The organism is Bradyrhizobium huanghuaihaiense (assembly GCF_025200885.1).
Taxonomy (GTDB): Bacteria; Pseudomonadota; Alphaproteobacteria; order Rhizobiales; family Xanthobacteraceae; genus Bradyrhizobium; species Bradyrhizobium huanghuaihaiense.
Genome location: NZ_CP104172.1, coordinates 3,023,700 through 3,041,720, shown reverse-complemented (window position 1 = coordinate 3,041,720; position 18,021 = coordinate 3,023,700). Strand labels below are relative to the sequence as shown.

Sequence of the window (18,021 nt, the reverse complement as noted above, 5' to 3'; positions counted from 1 at the left end):
TTCACCACTTTGCTTGTTGCGACTTGGCTCCGGTCTTGCAAGACTCTATCGCACGATTCACCGGCGGAAGCTTTCGGCGCAGCCATGGATTTGAATACCATCACAGCGGTCGCCCATCCGCAAACGCGCGCGCAGCTGCCCGTTTGGACGCCAGGTGATGCTTGGCTCGCAGGCGGCACCTGGCTGTTCTCGGAGTCGCAAGCGCACCTGAAGCGGCTGATCGATCTCACCGATCTGAAATGGCCCGCGCTGACGATCACGGACAGCCATCTCTCCATCGCCGCCACATGCACCGTCGCGCAGCTCGATGGCCTCGCCTGCCCGCCCGACTGGCTCGCAGCACCGCTGATCGGCCAAAGCTGCCGCGCCTTCCTCGCCTCCTTCAAGATCTGGAAGACCGCGACCGTCGGCGGCAATCTCTGCATGTCGCTGCCGGCGGGGCCGATGATTTCCCTCACCGCCGCGCTCGACGGTGTCTGCACCATCTGGAAGGCCGGCGGTGGCGAGCAGCAGATCACCGTCGTCGACTTCGTCACCGGCAATCAGCGCAACCGCCTGACGCCAGGCGACCTGGTCCGGCAGATCGATATCCCGATCGCGGCCTTGAGGCGCCGCACGGCGTTTCGCCAGATCTCGCTCGCGCCAGTCGGCCGCTCGGCCGCGCTCCTCATCGGCAGCTTCGATGCCGATGGCACGCTGACGCTGACGGTCACCGCATCGACAGTGCGGCCGATCCGATTGTCGTTCCCCAAGCAGCCTGATGCGAGCACGCTGCGCGATGCGATCCTGCAGCAGATCACCGACGACCTCTATCACACCGACATCCACGGCAAGCCGCTCTGGCGCAAACACATGACGCTGCGGCTCGCAGAGGAGATCCGCGGCGAGCTCCTGGGGGCAACATCATGAGCTTCGAGGTCAATGGAACGACGTTCACGCACGAGCCGCGCGCCGGGCAGTGCCTGCGCACGTTCCTACGCGAGCTCGGCCATTTCGGCGTCAAGAAGGGCTGCGATGCCGGCGATTGCGGCGCCTGCACCGTGCTGCTCGATGGCGAACCGGTGCATAGCTGCCTGATCCCGGCCTTCCGTGCCGAGGGCCGCGCCGTGACCACGATCGAAGGCCTCGGCAGCGACCGCGGCGCGCATCCAATGCAGCAGGCCTTCCTCGACGCGCAGGGCTTTCAATGCGGCTTCTGCACCGCCGGCATGATCCTGACCTGCGCCTCGCTGAACCAGGCGCAACGCACCGATCTCGGCGCCGCACTGAAGGGCAATATCTGCCGCTGCACCGGCTATCGCGCGATCGAGGACGCGCTGCTTGGCAAGACCAATGTCGAGGAGAGCGTCGAGGCCGGCGCCGCCTTCGGCCGCAGCCTGCCGGCGCCCGCAGGTCCTGACGTCGTGCGCGGCAAGGCGCGCTATACCTTCGACACCGCAATCGAGGGCCTGCTGCATATCAAGCTGCTGCGCTCGCCTCATGCCCACGCGCGGATCGTCGCGATCGACACGTCAGAAGCCCTTCGCGTTCCCGGCGTGCATGCGGTGCTGACGCATGAGGATGCGCCGACCGTCCTGATCTCGACCGCGCGTCACGAGAAGGACTGGATGGATCCCGAGGACACCCGCGTCCTCGACGACGTCGTGCGCTTCATCGGACAGAGGGTTGCCGCGGTCGTGGCCGAGAGCGAGGGCGCGGCCGAGGAGGCCTGCCGGCGGATCAAGGTGGAGTACGAGATTCTGCCCGCGCTGATCGATCCCGAGCAGGCGATGGCGCCGGGCGCGCCGATCATCCATCCCGACCGCACCACTGCGAACCGCATCGCCGATCCCCAGCGCAATCTCGCGGCGGAGACGCATGGCGAATATGGCGATGTCGCGGCCGCGCTCTCCACCTCCGCCGTCACTTACGAGGCCACCTTCCACAGTCATCGCGTGCAGCATGCGGCTCTCGAGACCCATGGCGGCCTCGCCTGGCTCGATGAAGCGGGCGTGCTCAATGTCCGTACCTCGACACAGGTGCCGTTCCTGACCCGGCGCGCGCTGTCGGACATCTTCCGTCTTCCGATGGACAAGGTCCGCGTGTTCTGCGAGCGCGTCGGCGGCGGGTTTGGCGGCAAGCAGGAGATGTTCGTCGAGGACATCCTTGCGCTGGCCGCGCTCAGGACCGGGCGACCGGTGAAGCTGGAGCTGACCCGCGAGGAGCAGTTCATCGCGACCTCGACGCGGCATCCGATGCGGGTCCACATCAAGGCCGGCGCGGATGCAGGCGGCAAGCTCACCGCGCTCCAGCTCGACGTGCTCTCCAACACCGGCGCTTACGGCAATCATGCCGGGCCCGTGATGTTCCACTCCCTGTCGGAGTCCATCGCCGTCTACAATTGCCCGAACAAGCGGGTCGACGGCTACGCGGTCTACACCAACACGGTGCCGGCGGGCGCGTTTCGCGGCTATGGCCTGCCGCAGACGCTGATCGCGATCGAGGCCGCGATCGACGAGCTGGCCAGGCAGCTCGGCATCAGTCCCTACGAGATGCGTCGGCGCAACATCGTCCGGCTCGGCGACCCCATGCTGTCGCCGCCGCCGTCCGAATTTCATGACGTGCTCTATGGCTCCTATGGGCTCGACCAGTGCCTCGACCTCGTCGAGCGCGCGATGCAGGCGGACGGCCCGCAGCCGGACCTGTCGCCGGAATGGCTGATCGGCGACGGCGTCGCGCTGACCATGATCGACACCGTGCCGCCGGCCGGCCACATCGCCGATGCGATGATCGCGCTCAATGACGACGGCGGCTTCGACTTGACCGTCGGCACTGCCGAGTTCGGCAACGGCACCAGCACCGTCCACCGCCAGATCGCGGCGACGATCCTGGCAACCACCGTCGACAGGATTCGCCTGCGCCAGTCCGACACCGCCCATGGCGGCCACGACACCGGCGCCTATGGCAGCGCTGGCACCTTCGTCGCCGGCAAGGCGACGCAGGCCGCCGCCACGCAGCTTGCGACCGAGCTGAAGGCGGCCGCCGCAGACGCCTGGCTGTGTGACGTGGAGAGCTGCATGCTCGATGGGGACGCCGTCGTCAGCGGCGTGCGACGCATGTCCTTTGTTGAACTGGCTAAGCTTGCGCGCGAACGCGGCCGGCCGTTCACAGGCACCGGCAATTCCGGCGGCACGCCGCGCTCGGTCGGCTTCAACGTGCAGGGCTTTCGCGTCGCGGTGAACAAGGGCACCGGCGAGCTCAGGATTCTCAGGAGCGTGCAGACTGCGGATGCCGGTGTCGTCGCCAACCCCATGCAGTGCCGTGGCCAGGTCGAGGGCGGCGTCGCACAGGCGCTTGGTGCTGCGCTCTATGAGGAGATGGTGATCGATACGACCGGCCGAGTCACCAACCCGAAATTCCGCGACTACCACCTGCCCTCCTTCGCCGACGTGCCGCGCACCGAGGTGTTGTTCGCAGAGACGTCGGACACGATCGGGCCGCTTGGCGCCAAGTCGATGAGCGAGAGTCCGTACAATCCGGTTGCCGCGGCCCTTGGCAACGCGATCGCGGACGCCACCGGAATCCGCTTCACTGCGCCGCCCTTCAAGCCGGACCGGCTGTTTCCGGCACTGCTCGAGAAGTTCGGCAGTTAGCTCCCGCGATAGGTCGCGTAGCTCCAGGGCGTGACCAGCAGCGGCACGTGGTAGTGATTTTCCGGCTCGCTGATGGCAAAGCGCAGCGGAATCTCGTCGAGGAATGGCGGGTCTGACAGCGGCACGTTGCGCTCGGCGTAATATTTGGCGACGCTGAAGCGGAGCTCGTAGCGGCCGATCGGCAATGGACGTCCGCCGATCAGCGGCTGGTCGGTGCGACCGTCCGCATTGGTGACGGTGCGCGCAATCACGCGGCTCTCGCCGAGCGCGGCGAGCTCGATGAGCTCCACCGGGATGCCGGGCGCAGGCTTGCCGGCGTGGTTGTCCAGCACATGGGTCGAGAGCCGGCCATGCACCTTCAGCTTGTCGTCGGCGACGACGAGCTGATCGAGCCGCAGCGCCGAGATACGGCCGATCTCCTCGATCGCGCGCCGCGTCTCGGTCTTGCCGATGTTGAGCAGCCGCGTCTCGAAGTCGCGCAGCACGGAATCCTTGGTGTGACGGCGCACGCAGACGATATAGGGGAAGCCGAACTTTTCACGATACGCGTTGTTGACGCGTTCGAACGCGGCGTATTCGGCCTCCGACAACCGGTCGAGGCCGGCGCTGTTCTGCTCGTCGGTCGATTCCGCCGTCAGGCCCGCCGCACGCTGGGTCTTGTTGGCGAGATCTGGATGCGCCCGGATCAGCGCCAGCTGCACGTCGGGCTCGGCAGCCTGGATCGCCGCCATCAGCGCCGTGTGCAACTGGTTGATGCCGGTGAATGGCCGCAGCTCGGCAAGCTTCTCCGCAATCCACGGCGAGTATTCGACGACGTTGGCGAGTGCAGCGACGAAATCGGCCTTGCTGGCAGCATTGAGATCGGCGAGCGAAATCTGCGGCATTGTCCTCATCCGATCTCGAACGCATCGGCGGCGAGATGCGCGTGCTTGTCGTGCCAATGCTGCGCGATCTGGAGACGGGTCGGCACCCAGACACGCTCGTGCTTGCCGATGTAATCCAGGAAGCGGATCAGCCCCGCGGCGCGGCCGGGCCGGCCGGCGAGACGGCAGTGCAGCCCCACCGACATCATCTTCGGCGCAGTCTCACCTTCGGCATAGAGCACGTCGAAGGCGTCCTTGAGATAGGTGTAGAACTGCTCGCCTTCGGCAAAGCCCTGCGGGTTGATGAACCGCATGTCGTTGGCGTCAAGCGTATAGGGAATGATGAGCTGCTTGCCCTTGGGGCCCTTGACCCAATAGGGCAGGTCGTCGGCATAGGAGTCGCAGAGATAGTGGAAGCCGCCCTCCTCCATCAGCAGCCGGTTGGTGTTGATCGAGGAGCGCCCGGTGTACCAGCCGAGCGGCCGTGCGCCGGTCGCCTCGGTATGGACGCGAATGGACTCGGCGATCTCGGCGCGCTCCTGCGCCTCGGTCATGTCCTTGTGCTCGATCCATTTCAGGCTGTGGCTGGCGATGTCCCAGCCCGCCTCCTTCATCGCGGCTACGATTTCCGGATTGCGCTTGAGCGCGGTGGCGACGCCGAACACGGTGGTCGGCCACTTCCGCTCGGTGAACATCCGCCACAGCCGCCAGAAGCCGGCGCGCGAGCCATATTCGAACATGGATTCGATGTTGGCATGGCGCTGGCCCGGCCAGGGCTGCGCGCCGAGCACGTCCGACAGGAACGCTTCCGAGGCCCGGTCACCGTGCAAGATGTTGTTCTCGCCGCCCTCCTCGAAATTGACGACGAACTGCACCGCGACCCGCGCCTCACCCGGCCATTGCGGGTGCGGCGGGTTGCGGCCGTAACCGCGGAGGTCGCGCGGGTAGCGGGCGTCAGTCACTCAGACTTCCTCGAAGCGGATCGGCAGGGCGCCCTTCCAGAGCACGCTCTTGCCGAGGGTCGCCAGATTCTCCAGGCCCGAGGTCACCGTGATGAAGTGATTGCCAGCGAGCTGGCCCATCTTGCTGGCGAAGCTCACACCGCCATAGGCCATCAGGATCTCGGTCTCGCTGATGCCGCCGGGATAGAGGATGATCTGGCCGGGCGCGGGATAGCTGGTGTGGTTCTCGTAGCCGACGCCGAAATCGAGGTCGCCGAGCGGCATCCACACCGCCTCGCCGCTCCAGCGCACATGGATGATGTGGCTTTCGAACGGCATGGCCTTGCGGAACGCGGCAACGGTCTTGGGTGCCGCCTGCTCCTCGAAGCGTGCATCGAAGGTGTAGTCGCCGGCGCGGATAACGAGTTTGCTCATCTCATCTCTCTGAATCGGGGGCGATGCGCCCCGCGGGGAACTTTCAGCAAAAAGCACTCCATCGGGCTTCGCGCAAGGGGCGCGGTCCGTCACCTGCGGTCGTAGGACCAGCCGAAAATGCCGCTCCGCCGCACCTCCGGCTCCGGCTCGGCGGCCGGCGCAGCCGCGGCCGGTGCTTCCTTCAGTTCCGCCTGCGGCAGCGGTGCGGGCGGTGCCGGCAGGTTCTCGCACTTCATGGAATAGACCAGCTTGCCGTCCGCGGTCCGCCCGATCGGCGCGCAGGGGTCCGGATGCGCCGCTGAACTCTTCGGGGTGGGTTTGACCTGCGCCGCCGCCGGTGCGGCGATCAGGAGAAGGACCAGCAGATATTTCGACATCGTTGTCGCCTGGAAAGCCAATTCGCCCCATTGAACCGGATTGCAGCGGGCAAGTCCATCGGCGCCGTGGGCCGGTTGCCGAATATTTAGCCGGGACCAAAAAATTTGCTCGCTCCAACGTGAAGGCGGCATCCGCTGATATTCGGAAGGGCGCATCGCCATCTCAGCCGCGACGACAACAACATTTCTCACAGCCGGAACGTCGTCGCGGGAGAAACAACGATGCAAAAGACTTTCGCCCTTCTCGGCGCCATGCTGATTGCCGCCGCAACCGTCCAAACCGCCGCCGCAAGCGACCGTCACCACGCTCGCAAGGCGCACCCTGCTCCCATCACCCAATCGGTGCGCGACTCCAACGCCGCCATCTGGCCGTCGCAGCCGAGCGTGCCAGACTGGTCACGCTACGCCAACGGCGCGATGTCGGCGCCTGCGGGACGGTGATGTTGGAAGCGTAGAGCGCTGTCCCGTCCCTCTCGTGTCCCGGACGCGCAGCAGCGTGTAACGCTGCTGCGCAGAGCCGGGACCCAGAAGCCGCAGGATGCAGTGCCGCGACATGGGCCCCGGCTCTGCAGCGCACCGTCAGAGAGACGCTGCGCTGCGTCCGGGGCACGAGAGCCGAGTGTGGCGTCCCACTGCTCCAACGTCGTCATTGCGAGCGCAGCGAAACAATCCAGAATTCCTCCGCGGTAAGACTCTGGATTGCTTCGCTGCGCTCGCAATGACGGAGCATGAGGCAGCAGCGTCGCTCTTTCGGCTCGCATTTCGAATCGCAGACACGCCTACGCATCCTCGCGGCTGATTTCGCCCGAGCTTTGCGTCGTCACTCCACCCTCTCGAGCCAAGAGGGCGCAGGGAAGGCCGGGTGCTGACCTCGCACCCGCGGTCCGCTGCGCGAAGATGTAGCGCAAAGGAACCGCACAGCAGCATACAGGTGGTGCCAATCACTCGGCCTTCCCTGCGCGATGGTCGGACGGCTTATGCCGCGCTCTCCCGGGAGCCGAGTTCGTTCTGGCCTCCCTCACTCCCGCGAAATTCACCGGCACCGCGCCGGTTGACGCGATCACCGCCTCCGCAAGAGCTTGACCGTAGCAACGACGGCCAGGACCACACGGTTTTGCCGTACGCGCGGCCCGCCATTTCCGCCGCAGTTTTTCCAGCCCCGTCGACGAAGCCGCAAACTTACAGACGAGACGAACCTGTCAGCGCCGTTCGTCCGCGCGCGGCCGCGGGCTCACCGGGGACTACCCTCCCTGCCCGCACCTTTCGCGCCCGACGCTGCCGCGTCCACCGCAAGCCCAGCTCGCGAAAATGACGACCTCATGATCGCCCCTCAAGAATGAGCCGGGATGGGCGACACATACGACATTTCCGAATTTCGGTAAAGCGGAATATTTTGGCACCGGTCGATTGACCCAGCGATCGCGTGTTTTGCCTGACAGGCAGCCCAAGGTCTTGTAGCCCGGGTGGGCGAAGCGATACCCGGGACAGAATCCACGCCGCCCCCGGATGTCGCTTCGCTCATCCGGGCTACAAGCTGGTCGCGCTATTCCAACGGCGCAATGTCGGCGCCTGCAGGACGATGATGTGAAAGTGGGAATGCTGCGGACCTAGCTTCCCGACACGACTGCGAAGCGACAAACAAAAAGGAGTGGGTTCCGCTTTCGCGAACCCACTCCATGGCAATCCCTGCGAAGCTGTCCGGCCCGACAGCCGCGTCCGAACTCAATGGTCGTAATTGCCGCAGACGGCCGAGGGGCCTCCGCCGGCACAATAGCCCCCAGGGATGTAAGGGCCCGAAGGACGGTTCGGCCCCCGGTAATAGTGGGAGCCGCCGTAATAGGCTGGACCACCGTAATAGCCAGGGCCCCGATCGTAATAATAACGATCCTCGTAATAGTCGCGGCGCCGGCTTTCGGCGATCGCGCCGATGGCCAGACCGGTCGCCGCGCCCATGATGCCGAGGGCGGCAGCATTCGGTCCGCGGCGATAATAACGGCGCCTGGCCGCGCTGAAATCGGTGGCGTCGGACGCAGCGTGGCCAGCGACGGCCGCCTTGGAAGGAGTCCCGGACGAGGCTGCAGCGGATGGCGTCGCGGAGGCCGCGACCAGGGCGAGGCTTGCGAATGCGGCCAGCACCGTATTGCGGCCGGCTGCTGAAATCATAAGGCCAATCATCTTAACCTTCCTCTGTTCTCGCCCAAAGTGACATGTGCAAACGAGCCATAACGCGCAAACCACTGAAATGGTTTCTTGATCGCGGCAATCTGCCACGCTTTGAACGATTGTAAACCGAACGATCCGATCCAGCTTGCACCACTCAACCTGAGCGGATAATGAACAGCCGCGCCGTTTTTCGGTCGCCGTAAGCGTTTCACGTGAACCAACGCATCAACCGACGCCGTCGGGATCGATGCCAATTTTTGGGTTCAACGTGACTGACGCGTCCTATTCTTCAAGAGAAATCAGATGATTGCGGTTCGCAAACTGCCGGCGCGCTATGCGCCGTTCGTGATGCCATTCGTGCTGTCCATCCTCATGACAGCCGTGGTGTCGATCATTTCGACACTCCGGAGCCTCGGCGCAACGCCAGCGTTCCTGGCGACGTGGCCGGGCGCCTGGGGGCTGTCATGGCTCGTCGCCTTTCCGACGCTGCTGATGGTGCTGCCACTGGTCCGCCGGATCGTGGCCTACCTTGTCGCGTCCCCATCTCAACCAGGCCGATAGAAGGCGCGGGCGGCGCGCATGAAGCACGCCGTCCCGCTTCCATGATTATTCGACATCTTGGATCGAGCTTCCACTCTCTCTACCCGTTGCCTTGTCGCGACATCGTCGACTGCTGCTCTACATCGCGTCGCGAACCCTGTCGGAATGCTCCTATCAAGTCGCTCACCGCGGCGATTGGCTGGCAGATCTGTGCACGAACCGGCAGCGCCTATTCTCTCGGCCTCGCAGGGCTCGATCATCACGCGGATTGCGATGGGCGCCATACGATCAGCGGCGTGACCGCCGTCTTACTCGGCGCGATGCCGGCGGTAGTTCTCGGCGGCGTCGGCACCATCGATGTGGGGCGATCGTTGTCGTGAATGCGGCCGCGACTACGGGCCCATATCGATCGCGACTATTGTCGCGCCGATTGCAGCAGGACCGGGGCCGCCCGTCGCACCGCGGCATGCGGTGACGACGTTGCCGGCGCCGGCTTGGGCGTCTGGGCCGCAGCCGGACGTGGCGCAGGCACTGGTGCTGCGCTCGTCTTCTGCCCCGCGTTCGACCGGTCGGTCGTTTTCCCGGCGATCTTGTTTTCAGACGCCTTGTCTTCAGGCATCTTGGCGACGAGCCGCACCATTTGTTCCTGGCCTGCCTTCAACTCATCGGCAAGCCTGAGATTGTCGAGCGACATTTGCTCCTGGTTCGCTTTCAATTGCGCATGGCTCGCCTTGAGCTGATCGATGCCTTGCTGCACGTTTGCGAGATCGCTCGCTAGCTTCTGCAGCAATTCGGTCAACTCCGGCGGGAGCGTGCTGCCGGTTGGCGCGACTACCTCCGGTATGGTTTCGGCGGCAGATGCCGGTTGCGGCGATGCCTCGGCCAATTGAGCAGTCGGGCTCGTCTCAGCTTCGCGCGCCGGCTCTGCTTGCAACTGCGACGATGTCGCAGCGTGCAACGGCGCCCAACCTGCGATCATCTGCCTGACCGTATCACCGTGGGATGATTGCGAGACCAAGGCAGCGATGCCAATCCCCGCAGCCAGCCCGAGACCGACGAGGCCGCGCAGCGCTGGCCCGCCACGCCGCGGGCGACTGCGCACGGGATCGCGCTCCAGCCGGGCAAGCTGCTCGCTGGCGCGCGCGATCTCTTCATCCACGCTCTTGATTTTCTCGAAGGTATGCGTGAGCTCTGCGTCCATGCGCGCGGACAGCGCATAACGCGGCTCGATCGGTGTCGTTACGGAGTTCATTGGCGCTCCCCTTCCCAGCCCAATGTCGCCCGAAGGCGTCCGTCGCATTTGCTTGCCCTGATCATCGCTGACGCGGTTTGTCCAAAGCAAGACGCCTTCAAGGAAATTCGGAGGCCGGGTGACTACGGGTGCCATGGTCCCCTCCCCCAATACCTCACTCGCCCCCGAGGCCGCAGACCCTTACGACAATGCCCCGAGCACGCCGCGCGTCGCCTTGTCGATCTCCTCGACATAGCGGCGGCGGGCGAAGGTCTCGGTGAGGAAGCCGACCACCTTGCGGCTGTCGGTGGAATCGACCACCGCCAGCATCTCTGCCTCGGCCTCGTCGAACACCGCCATCGCCGATTTCACGTTCATTTCCGGAATCAGCACGATGTCGATCAGGCGGGCCAGCTCGATCACCTGGATGTCGTCGGCGATGGTGTCGAGATCGCTGGAGTACAGGTCGGGCAGCAGGACGAGGCCGACATATTCGTCCGCGTTGTTGACGATGACTATACCGGGCCGCGACCCCAGCGCGAATTCGCGGCGCACGGCCGCGATCGTCGTGGTCGAAGGCACCTTGCCGACATCCGAGCGCATCAGGCGCTCGACCGTGAGATTGCGCAGCCAGCCGACGTCGTTGGCGCTGCGGATGGTCTCGCCGCGCAGATGCAGGCGCCAGGTCGAGAAGGAGTGGCCGAACATGAAGCGCACGCAGATCGAGGTGACGATGCAGCCGGCCAGCACCACGGCAGTGACGTCGACATTGCGGGTCATCTCGAGCACGAGGAACGACATCGTCAGGGGGCCGCCGACGATGGCGACGCCGAGCGTCGCCATGCCCGTCAGCATCGCCACCAGCGGATCGATCACGAAGTTCGGGCTGATCAGTTCCAACAGCTCGGCGAAGAACTTCCCGATCAGACTGCCGACGAACAGCGAGGCGAAGAACAGACCGCCGCGGAAGCCCGAGGCGAGCGAGATCAGGCAGGCCGTCACCTTCAATGCGATGATCAGCGCGATCAGGCCGATCGTCATGTCGTGAAACAGATCGAGCACCATTGCGCCGTGGCCGGCCGCCAGCACCTGCGGCGTGACAATCGCAAAACCGCCGACGATGAGGCCGCCCGCCACCGGACGGAGCCAGACCGGCAGCCAGGCGAACAGGCGCTCGAACATCGGCGAGGAACGCATCACGGCGATGCCGACGCCGCTGGTGATGAGCGCAAGCCCGATCAGCGCCAGATATTGCTCGACGCCGACGGCGCTGACCTTGGGGATCTCCAATGAATACGGTGCGCCGCCGAGCCATTGCGCGGTCAGCGCGCCCGCCAGCGAGGCCGCGAGGATCGGCGCAGCGCTGCCAACCGAATAGACGCCGACGATCAGCTCGCAGGCGTAGAAGGCGCCGGTGATCGGCGCACCGAACGCCGCCGCAATCGCGGCGGCCGCACCGCAGCCGACCATCAGGCGCAAATCGTTGCGGCGCAGATTGAAGAACTTGCCGAGCAGCGAGGCGATGCCGGAGCCGATCTGGGTATAGCCGGCCTCGAGGCCGACCGACGCACCGCAGCCGTTGGAAATCAGCGTCTGGCTCGACACCACCACGCTGTCGCGCATCGAGAGATTGCCGCCGCGCAGGGCGTTGGCCTCGATCGGGTCGACCGCGTTGGAGATCTTCATGCGCCGCCGCGACCATTCCATGATGCCGAGCGCAAGTCCGCCGAGCGCAGGTGCGAGCAGCGCAGCCCAGGGGCTCACGCGCGCATTGGCCGACAGGCGGACGTCGACGGGGATGCCGTAGATCACCACATGGGCGATCTGCGCGATCTCGGCCATCAGCGTCACGATCGCGCCGGCAAGCGTGCCGATCACGAGCGCCAGCGGGATCAGGTAGAACTCGTTGCTGCGCAGCAGCGCGCGCAGCCGAACCATGGTGCGGTTCGTTCCCTTGCGATCGACGAGACGCCTGAGCCGTACGAACACCTTCTACCCGCCCCTACCCTTCCGACAGGCCGTAGCCGGTCATGCGCTGGCGGACCCGTTCGATCTCGTCGCTGGAAAGCAGCGGCGGTTGTCCGATCTGGAGGCAGCCGTGATATTGCCGCGCGAGCGTCTCGACCTCGACTGCGAGCCACATCGCCTTGTCCAGCGTCTTGCCGATCGCGATCATGCCGTGATGGTCGAGCAGGCAGGCGAGCCGCCCCTCCAGCGCCCGCACCGCATGCTCGGACAGTTCCTCCGTTCCGAAGGTGGCATAGGGCGCGCAGCGGATGCTGTCGCCGCCGGCAGCCGCGATCATGTAGTGCACGGGCGGGATCTCCATGCCCATGATCGCCAGGATGGTGCAATAGGTCGGATGGGCGTGGACGACGGCGTTGACGTCGGGCCGCGACTTCAGGATGTCGCGATGGAAGCGCCATTCGCTGGACGGCTTTTGATGGCGCGCGTGCGAGCCATCCATCGCCATGAACACGATCTGCTCCGCCGTCATGGCGTCGTAGGGCACGCTGGTCGGCGTGACCAGAAGCCCGTCCGCATGCCGGACACTGATATTGCCTGAGGTGCCCTGGTTTATGCCGAGCGCGTTCATGCGACGGCAGGCGTCGATGATGGCCTGTCTCTTGGCGAGTTCGTCCGCTGTCATCGACATCCCGATGTCCTGGCGCTGGTGAAAGGGGAAGTACGTCAAAGCAACGTGGCAGTGCAAGCGAAAGCGACCGGTCCGTCCCACCGCTGGACGGCGCGCATGCGCCCTCTCGAAATAGACCGTAAAATCAACAAATTAACAGATTGTCGCAGGCCTAGGCGAGGCTCGCCCGGACGGCGGCTATGCCGTTGATCACGAACTGCACCGAATAGGCCGCGAGCAGCATGCCGAGCACACGCGAGAGCACGGCATTACCGGTGCGCCCGAGGGTGCGGGCGATCAGGTTTGCGGAGAGGAAGCAGAGCATGCAGAGCAGGCACACCGCGAGCACAATCGCGATGATGATCGCGAGCCGCGCGCCGTAGCCGGCGTCGCCCGACAGCAGCAGCGTGGTCGCGATCGCGCCGGGGCCGGCCATCATCGGGATGGCCAGGGGAAACACCGCGACGTCGGAGGCATGCTCCGAGGTCGCCTTGTCGGCCTCGCGCGCCTCGCGATGCGGACGGTCGCCGAAGATCATCTGGTAGGAGACGCCGAACAGCAGCAGCCCGCCCGCGATCTGGAAGGCGGGGATGCCGATCCCGAGCTGGCGCAGCAGCCAGTTTCCAACCAGCGCAATCACGACCAGGATCGAGGCCGCGATCAGCGGCGCCCGCAGCGCGATCGTCCGCTTGACCTTGTCAGGCATGCCGGAGGTCGCGGCCAGGAAGGCCGGCGCAAGGCCGACCGGATCGACCACCAGCAGCAGCGTCACGAAGGCGGACAGGGCGAAGTCGAGCATTGGAAAGCGTCTCTGGCGTAGCTCAGGCAGGAAGCCATAGCGGCTCGCGGCCGCCTTCGCGAGGAACATTTGCTCATCCCGACTCTTGATCGCCTGTGGATTTGAGGAAGGCGACGCCTTCCCGTGTCACCTCAAGAGGAGGATGTATGGCTAGACGAGCGAAGAAACGCACGAGCAAGACCGCGGCGCGCCGGCCGCGTCAGGCGCCGAAGATGCTCAGCGACCTGTTCCTGGCAACGCTAAAAGACATCTATTTCGCCGAGAACAAGATCATCAAGACCCTGCCCAAAATGGCCAAGGCCGCGCAGTCGAAGGACCTCACGGCGGCCTTCAACAAGCATCTGCGCGAGACCCAGGGGCAGGTCAAGCGTCTCGACCAGATCTTCAAGATGCTGGGCAAGCCCGCACGCGGCAAGCCTTGCGAGGCCATCAACGGCATCGCGGACGAGGGCGCCGAGATCATGAAGGAGTTCAAGGGAGCCCCCGCCCTCGACGCCGGACTGCTCGCAGCGGCGCAATCGGTCGAGCATTACGAGATCTCCCGCTACGGCACGTTGCGCACCTGGGCCGAGGAGCTCGGCATGCAGGACGCAGCAAGGCTGCTCCAGGAGACGCTGGACGAGGAAGAGGCGACCGATCGCACGCTGACCGAGCTCGCCACCTCCGTCATCAACCTCGAAGCGGAAGACGAGTATCGCGCCGCTGCCTGATGCCGCGCGGCGCTCTCACGACAGAACGCCGCGGCCAGGCCGCGGCGTTTGCTTGTTGGATCGCACGATGGCGCATGGCACGTCAGCGCCACTGCACTGGATTTCCGGGGAACCAGCCCCATATGCAGGCTTTCCCAGCCCCGAGTCCGCATCATGCAACCCAAAAATCCCCTCGACTGGATGCTGTCCGAAGCCCTGGACTCGCTGACCCGCGCCGAACGGCTGCGGCACCAGTTCGGCCGCCAGGAAGCCTGCTGGGAGCCGCCGATCGACGTGCTCGAGACCGAGCATGAGCTTTTGATCCTGGTCGCGCTTCCCGGCGTCAATCCGGACAATGTCGAGACCGTCATCCATGACGGCGTGCTCGTGATCTCCGGCCAGCGCACGCTTCCGCCGGAGCTTCGCAACGCCCGCATCCACCGGCTTGAGCTGCCGCAGGGGCGTTTTGAGCGCCGCATTGCATTGCCCCTTGGCCGCTACGCCATCAGCCGTTTCGTGATGGACGGCTGCGTCGCACTGCGCCTCGCCAAATCCTGAGGTCGATCATGGCCACCGAACAGATGAATACCGCACAGACCAATTCCCAAGACGGCTCCGACGTGAAGATCCCCGAGGACGCACTGATCATCATTCCCGTGCGCGAGATGGTGCTGTTCCCCGGCGCCATCGCGCCGATCGCGATCGGCCGCGCGAAGTCCATCGCCGCCGCGCAGCAGGCGCTGCGCGAGCAGCGCCCGGTCGGCATCGTCCTGCAGCGCAGCCCCGAGATCGAGGAGCCCGGCCCGGACGATCTCTACCGGGTCGCGACCATCGCCAACATCGTGCGCTACATCACCGCGCCCGACGGCACGCATCACATCGTCTGCCAGGGCGTGCAGCGCGCGCGCATCCTCGACTTCCTGCCGGGGACGCCGTTCCCGGCTGCGCGGATCCAGCAGATTCCGGAGCCGACCACGAGCTCGCCCGAGATCGAGGCGCGTGCGCTGAATTTGCAGCGCCAGGCCATCGAGGCGATCGAGCTGCTGCCGCAGGCGCCGCCCGAGCTGGTCGCGATGTTCCAGAGCACGAGCGCGCCCGGCGCGCTGGCGGATCTGGCGACCTCGTTCATGGACATCAAGCCGCAGGACAAGCAGGAGGTGCTGGAAACCATCGACCTCGCGCTGCGCGTCGAGAAGGTGTCGAAGCATCTGGCCGAGCGGCTGGAGGTGTTGCGCATCACCAATGAAATCGGCCAGAAGACCCGCGCCACGTTCGACGAGCGGCAGCGCGAGGCGATCCTGCGCGAGCAGATGGCGACCATCCAGCGCCAGCTGGGCGAAGGCGACGGCAAGGCCGCCGAGGTCACCGAGCTGACGGCCGCGATCGCCAAGGCCAACATGCCGCCGGAGGCGGAGGCGCATGCCAAGAAGGAGCTGCGTCGCTACGAGCGCATGCCCGAGGCGGCCGGCGAAGCCGGCATGGTCCGCACCTATCTGGACTGGCTGATCGAGCTGCCCTGGGCGCTGCCTGCGGAGAAGCCGATCGACATCAAGGAGGCGCGGCGCATCCTCGATGCCGATCACTTTGGCCTGGAGAAGATCAAGAGCCGGATCATCGAATATCTGGCGGTGCGCAAGCTCGCCCCGCAGGGCAAGGCGCCGATCCTGTGCTTCGTCGGCCCGCCCGGCGTCGGCAAGACCTCGCTCGGCCAGTCCATCGCACGCGCGATGGATCGCCCCTTCGTGCGCGTCAGCCTGGGCGGCGTGCATGACGAGGCCGAGATCCGCGGTCACCGGCGTACCTATATCGGCGCGCTGCCCGGCAACATCATCCAGGGCATCAAGAAGGCAGGCAGCCGCAACTGCGTCATGATGCTGGACGAGATCGACAAGATGGGCCGTGGCGTGCAGGGCGATCCCTCCGCAGCCATGCTGGAGGTGCTCGACCCCGAGCAGAACGGGACGTTCCGGGACAACTACCTGGGCGTGCCCTTCGACCTGTCGCGCGTGGTGTTCATCGCGACCGCCAACATGCTGGACCAGATCCCGGGTCCGCTGCTGGACCGCATGGAGCTGATCAGCCTCGCCGGTTACACCGAGGACGAGAAGCTGGAGATCGCGCGGCGCTATTTGGTGCGGCGGCAGCTGGAGGCCAACGGCTTGACGGCCGAACAGGCCGAGATCGAGCCGGAGGCCTTGAAGCTGATCGTCAAGGGCTACACCCGCGAGGCCGGCGTGCGTAACCTCGAGCGCGAGATCGGCAAGGTGTTCCGCCATGCCGCAGTGCAGGTTGCCGAAGGCACGACTACCAAGGTCGTGGTGACGACGAAAGACATCGCCACGGTGCTCGGCCAGCCGCGCTTCGAGGGCGAGATCGCGCAGCGCACCAGCATTCCGGGCGTGGCCACCGGCCTTGCCTGGACGCCGGTCGGCGGCGACATCCTGTTCATCGAGGCCTCGCGCGTGCCCGGCCGCGGCGGCATGATCCTGACCGGCCAGCTCGGCGAGGTCATGCGCGAGAGCGTGCAGGCTGCGCTGACGCTGGTGAAGAGCAGAGCCAACCAGCTCGGCATCGATCCCCAGCTGTTCGAGAAGAGCGACATCCACGTTCACGTTCCGGCGGGTGCGACCCCGAAGGACGGACCGAGCGCAGGCGTCGCCATGTTCACGGCGCTGACGTCACTGCTCACCAATCGTACGGTGCGCAGCGACACCGCGATGACCGGCGAGATCTCGCTGCGCGGCCTGGTGCTGCCGGTCGGCGGCATCAAGGAGAAGGTGGTGGCTGCGGCCGCCGCCGGCTTGAAGCGGGTGATGCTGCCGGCGCGCAACAAGCGGGACTATGACGACATCCCGCAGAGCGCACGGGACAATTTGGAATTCATCTGGCTGGAGCGCGTCGACGAGGCCATCGCCGCAGCGCTCGAGCCGGCGGAAGCCCAAGCCGGTGCGAACGTCGAAGCGGCGGAGTGATGCGATGAAGAAACTGCTGGAAGAAGCGAAGAGATCGCGGAAGACGCAGCGGCTACGCCAGCTGCTCGATCGCGCCATCGACCGGGTTCGCGATGCGCTCGCAGGCCCCGGGCCGCGGCTTCAGCCGGTCCCGGTCCGGGTGAAGCGCCGCAAGGGTTGAGCCCTCCGTCTCAGGCCCTCGCGGCTGCCCCAAATAAAAGGCCCCCTCGTTGCGAGGGGGCCTTTGCGTTTATCAGGCCACGGCGTCCTTGGCAGCCTTGACCGGGCGGGCGCGGACGATCTTCCGGGCCGGCTTGGCCTTGAACATCATCTCTTCACCCGTGAACGGGTTGGTGCCCTTGCGCGCCTTGGTCGCGGGCTTCTTGATGACCACGAACTTGGCGAAGCCCGGCACCAGGAACAGGCCGTTCTTCTTGAGCTCCTTGTGGCCGACGTCGGTCAGCGTCTCCATGACGCTCTTGACGTCGCGCTTGGAAAGCTCGGTGGCGGTCGCAATCTTTTCGATCAACTGCGATTTGGACATTTGGGCTGGCATCGTGTCTCCTCTGATTCGTTGCCGGTTGCATATTAGACCAAGCGGCGAAGGCCTATAGCCTTCTGCACAGTTTTGTCGCGATTTTACGGGCTTTTTTGGCCCCCTGTGGCAAAAAACCCTGCTTTTTAGCTACTTCCGGAGCGGAAGAAGCCTCGGGCAGCGGATTTTACCTTGTTTCAAAGGCCCGCACGCAACCTTGCTAAAGCTGA

At 65.4% G+C, this 18,021-nt stretch carries 18 protein-coding genes; 8 read left to right on the top strand and 10 right to left on the bottom strand.

What is annotated here, in order from left to right; translation table 11 throughout:
- The first annotated feature begins 84 nt into the window (after window positions 1-84).
- Window positions 85-909 (top strand): FAD binding domain-containing protein, encoded by an 825-nt coding sequence (locus tag N2603_RS14355; protein WP_260389317.1) that lies wholly within the window; start codon window positions 85-87, stop codon window positions 907-909.
- Window positions 906-3,632 (top strand): molybdopterin-dependent oxidoreductase, encoded by a 2,727-nt coding sequence (locus N2603_RS14350; protein WP_260389316.1) that lies wholly within the window; start codon window positions 906-908, stop codon window positions 3,630-3,632. The genes N2603_RS14355 and N2603_RS14350 overlap by 4 nt, the downstream gene beginning before the upstream one ends.
- Here the strand turns inward: N2603_RS14350 and uraD are convergent.
- From uraD to N2603_RS14330, 4 genes are all read right to left on the bottom strand, one after another.
- Window positions 3,629-4,516 carry a 2-oxo-4-hydroxy-4-carboxy-5-ureidoimidazoline decarboxylase gene (gene uraD, locus N2603_RS14345; RefSeq protein ID WP_260389315.1) on the bottom strand — a complete coding sequence of 296 codons (888 nt, stop codon included), beginning with the start codon at window positions 4,514-4,516 and terminating at the stop codon, window positions 3,629-3,631. The two genes, N2603_RS14350 and uraD, sit on opposite strands and share 4 nt — an antisense overlap.
- A gap of 5 nt (window positions 4,517-4,521) precedes the next feature.
- Window positions 4,522-5,457 carry an allantoinase PuuE gene (puuE, locus tag N2603_RS14340; protein ID WP_260389314.1) on the bottom strand — a complete coding sequence of 312 codons (936 nt, stop codon included), beginning with the start codon at window positions 5,455-5,457 and terminating at the stop codon, window positions 4,522-4,524.
- A complete protein-coding gene (locus tag N2603_RS14335) occupies window positions 5,458-5,871 on the bottom strand; it encodes a DUF3830 family protein (RefSeq protein ID WP_008134648.1) in 414 nt (137 codons plus the stop codon). It lies immediately after the preceding gene.
- A gap of 89 nt (window positions 5,872-5,960) precedes the next feature.
- Window positions 5,961-6,248, bottom strand: a complete 288-nt coding sequence (locus N2603_RS14330; protein WP_260389313.1) for a hypothetical protein — start codon at window positions 6,246-6,248, stop codon at window positions 5,961-5,963.
- A 222-nt stretch (window positions 6,249-6,470) separates the two neighbouring features.
- On the opposite strand from N2603_RS14330, the gene N2603_RS14325 reads away from it, so the two are divergent.
- Window positions 6,471-6,689, top strand: coding sequence for a hypothetical protein (locus N2603_RS14325; protein ID WP_018644825.1), 219 nt, complete (start codon window positions 6,471-6,473; stop codon window positions 6,687-6,689).
- Window positions 6,690-7,970: 1,281 nt separating this feature from the next.
- Here N2603_RS14325 and N2603_RS14320 read toward each other — a convergent pair.
- On the bottom strand, window positions 7,971-8,411 hold the full coding sequence (locus tag N2603_RS14320; protein WP_260389312.1) for a hypothetical protein: 441 nt from the start codon (window positions 8,409-8,411) through the stop codon (window positions 7,971-7,973).
- Window positions 8,412-8,714: 303 nt separating this feature from the next.
- Here N2603_RS14320 and N2603_RS14315 point away from each other — a divergent pair, with 303 nt between their 5' ends.
- On the top strand, window positions 8,715-8,972 hold the full coding sequence (locus tag N2603_RS14315; protein WP_260389311.1) for a DUF2798 domain-containing protein: 258 nt from the start codon (window positions 8,715-8,717) through the stop codon (window positions 8,970-8,972).
- A 394-nt stretch (window positions 8,973-9,366) separates the two neighbouring features.
- Here N2603_RS14315 and N2603_RS14310 read toward each other — a convergent pair whose 3' ends face one another.
- The 4 genes from N2603_RS14310 to N2603_RS14295 all read right to left on the bottom strand — a co-directional run bounded on the left by N2603_RS14310 (window position 9,367) and on the right by N2603_RS14295 (window position 13,616).
- Entirely contained in the window at window positions 9,367-10,203 is an 837-nt protein-coding gene (locus tag N2603_RS14310) for a hypothetical protein (protein WP_260389310.1), read from the bottom strand.
- Between the two features lie 180 nt (window positions 10,204-10,383).
- Window positions 10,384-12,171 carry a chloride channel protein gene (locus tag N2603_RS14305; RefSeq protein WP_018647940.1) on the bottom strand — a complete coding sequence of 596 codons (1,788 nt, stop codon included), beginning with the start codon at window positions 12,169-12,171 and terminating at the stop codon, window positions 10,384-10,386.
- Between the two features lie 13 nt (window positions 12,172-12,184).
- Window positions 12,185-12,838, bottom strand: a complete 654-nt coding sequence (locus N2603_RS14300) for an L-fuculose-phosphate aldolase (RefSeq protein ID WP_260389309.1) — start codon at window positions 12,836-12,838, stop codon at window positions 12,185-12,187.
- 151 nt (window positions 12,839-12,989) lie between these two features.
- Window positions 12,990-13,616 (bottom strand): MarC family protein, encoded by a 627-nt coding sequence (locus tag N2603_RS14295; protein ID WP_026312812.1) that lies wholly within the window; start codon window positions 13,614-13,616, stop codon window positions 12,990-12,992.
- Between the two features lie 146 nt (window positions 13,617-13,762).
- On the opposite strand from N2603_RS14295, the gene N2603_RS14290 reads away from it, so the two are divergent.
- The 4 genes from N2603_RS14290 (at window position 13,763) to N2603_RS14275 (ending at window position 17,437) form a co-directional block, all read left to right on the top strand.
- Complete coding sequence (locus N2603_RS14290; protein WP_018647937.1) at window positions 13,763-14,326, top strand: YciE/YciF ferroxidase family protein; 564 nt, start codon at window positions 13,763-13,765, stop codon at window positions 14,324-14,326.
- 153 nt (window positions 14,327-14,479) lie between these two features.
- On the top strand, window positions 14,480-14,863 hold the full coding sequence (locus N2603_RS14285) for an Hsp20/alpha crystallin family protein (RefSeq protein ID WP_018647936.1): 384 nt from the start codon (window positions 14,480-14,482) through the stop codon (window positions 14,861-14,863).
- Window positions 14,864-14,871: 8 nt separating this feature from the next.
- Window positions 14,872-17,277: an endopeptidase La gene (gene lon / locus N2603_RS14280; RefSeq protein ID WP_260389308.1), complete on the top strand. Its 2,406-nt coding sequence runs from the start codon at window positions 14,872-14,874 to the stop codon at window positions 17,275-17,277.
- Window positions 17,278-17,281: 4 nt separating this feature from the next.
- Window positions 17,282-17,437, top strand: coding sequence for a hypothetical protein (locus tag N2603_RS14275; protein ID WP_018647934.1), 156 nt, complete (start codon window positions 17,282-17,284; stop codon window positions 17,435-17,437).
- Window positions 17,438-17,509: 72 nt separating this feature from the next.
- Here N2603_RS14275 and N2603_RS14270 read toward each other — a convergent pair whose 3' ends face one another.
- Window positions 17,510-17,812 (bottom strand): HU family DNA-binding protein, encoded by a 303-nt coding sequence (locus N2603_RS14270; protein ID WP_008139488.1) that lies wholly within the window; start codon window positions 17,810-17,812, stop codon window positions 17,510-17,512.
- Window positions 17,813-18,021 lie beyond the last annotated feature (209 nt).

Coding starts and splice junctions, on each gene's coding strand:
- N2603_RS14315 (WP_260389311.1), top strand. CDS start 8,715: ATGATTGCGGTTCGCAAACTGCCGGCGCGCTATGCGCCGTTCGTGATG.
- N2603_RS14320 (WP_260389312.1), bottom strand. CDS start 8,411: ATGATTTCAGCAGCCGGCCGCAATACGGTGCTGGCCGCATTCGCAAGC.
- N2603_RS14285 (WP_018647936.1), top strand. CDS start 14,480: ATGCAACCCAAAAATCCCCTCGACTGGATGCTGTCCGAAGCCCTGGAC.
- lon (WP_260389308.1), top strand. CDS start 14,872: ATGGCCACCGAACAGATGAATACCGCACAGACCAATTCCCAAGACGGC.
- N2603_RS14325 (WP_018644825.1), top strand. CDS start 6,471: ATGCAAAAGACTTTCGCCCTTCTCGGCGCCATGCTGATTGCCGCCGCA.
- N2603_RS14355 (WP_260389317.1), top strand. CDS start 85: ATGGATTTGAATACCATCACAGCGGTCGCCCATCCGCAAACGCGCGCG.
- N2603_RS14335 (WP_008134648.1), bottom strand. CDS start 5,871: ATGAGCAAACTCGTTATCCGCGCCGGCGACTACACCTTCGATGCACGC.
- N2603_RS14350 (WP_260389316.1), top strand. CDS start 906: ATGAGCTTCGAGGTCAATGGAACGACGTTCACGCACGAGCCGCGCGCC.
- N2603_RS14300 (WP_260389309.1), bottom strand. CDS start 12,838: ATGTCGATGACAGCGGACGAACTCGCCAAGAGACAGGCCATCATCGAC.
- N2603_RS14270 (WP_008139488.1), bottom strand. CDS start 17,812: ATGCCAGCCCAAATGTCCAAATCGCAGTTGATCGAAAAGATTGCGACC.
- N2603_RS14275 (WP_018647934.1), top strand. CDS start 17,282: ATGAAGAAACTGCTGGAAGAAGCGAAGAGATCGCGGAAGACGCAGCGG.
- N2603_RS14330 (WP_260389313.1), bottom strand. CDS start 6,248: ATGTCGAAATATCTGCTGGTCCTTCTCCTGATCGCCGCACCGGCGGCG.
- N2603_RS14310 (WP_260389310.1), bottom strand. CDS start 10,203: ATGAACTCCGTAACGACACCGATCGAGCCGCGTTATGCGCTGTCCGCG.
- N2603_RS14295 (WP_026312812.1), bottom strand. CDS start 13,616: ATGCTCGACTTCGCCCTGTCCGCCTTCGTGACGCTGCTGCTGGTGGTC.
- uraD (WP_260389315.1), bottom strand. CDS start 4,516: ATGCCGCAGATTTCGCTCGCCGATCTCAATGCTGCCAGCAAGGCCGAT.
- N2603_RS14290 (WP_018647937.1), top strand. CDS start 13,763: ATGGCTAGACGAGCGAAGAAACGCACGAGCAAGACCGCGGCGCGCCGG.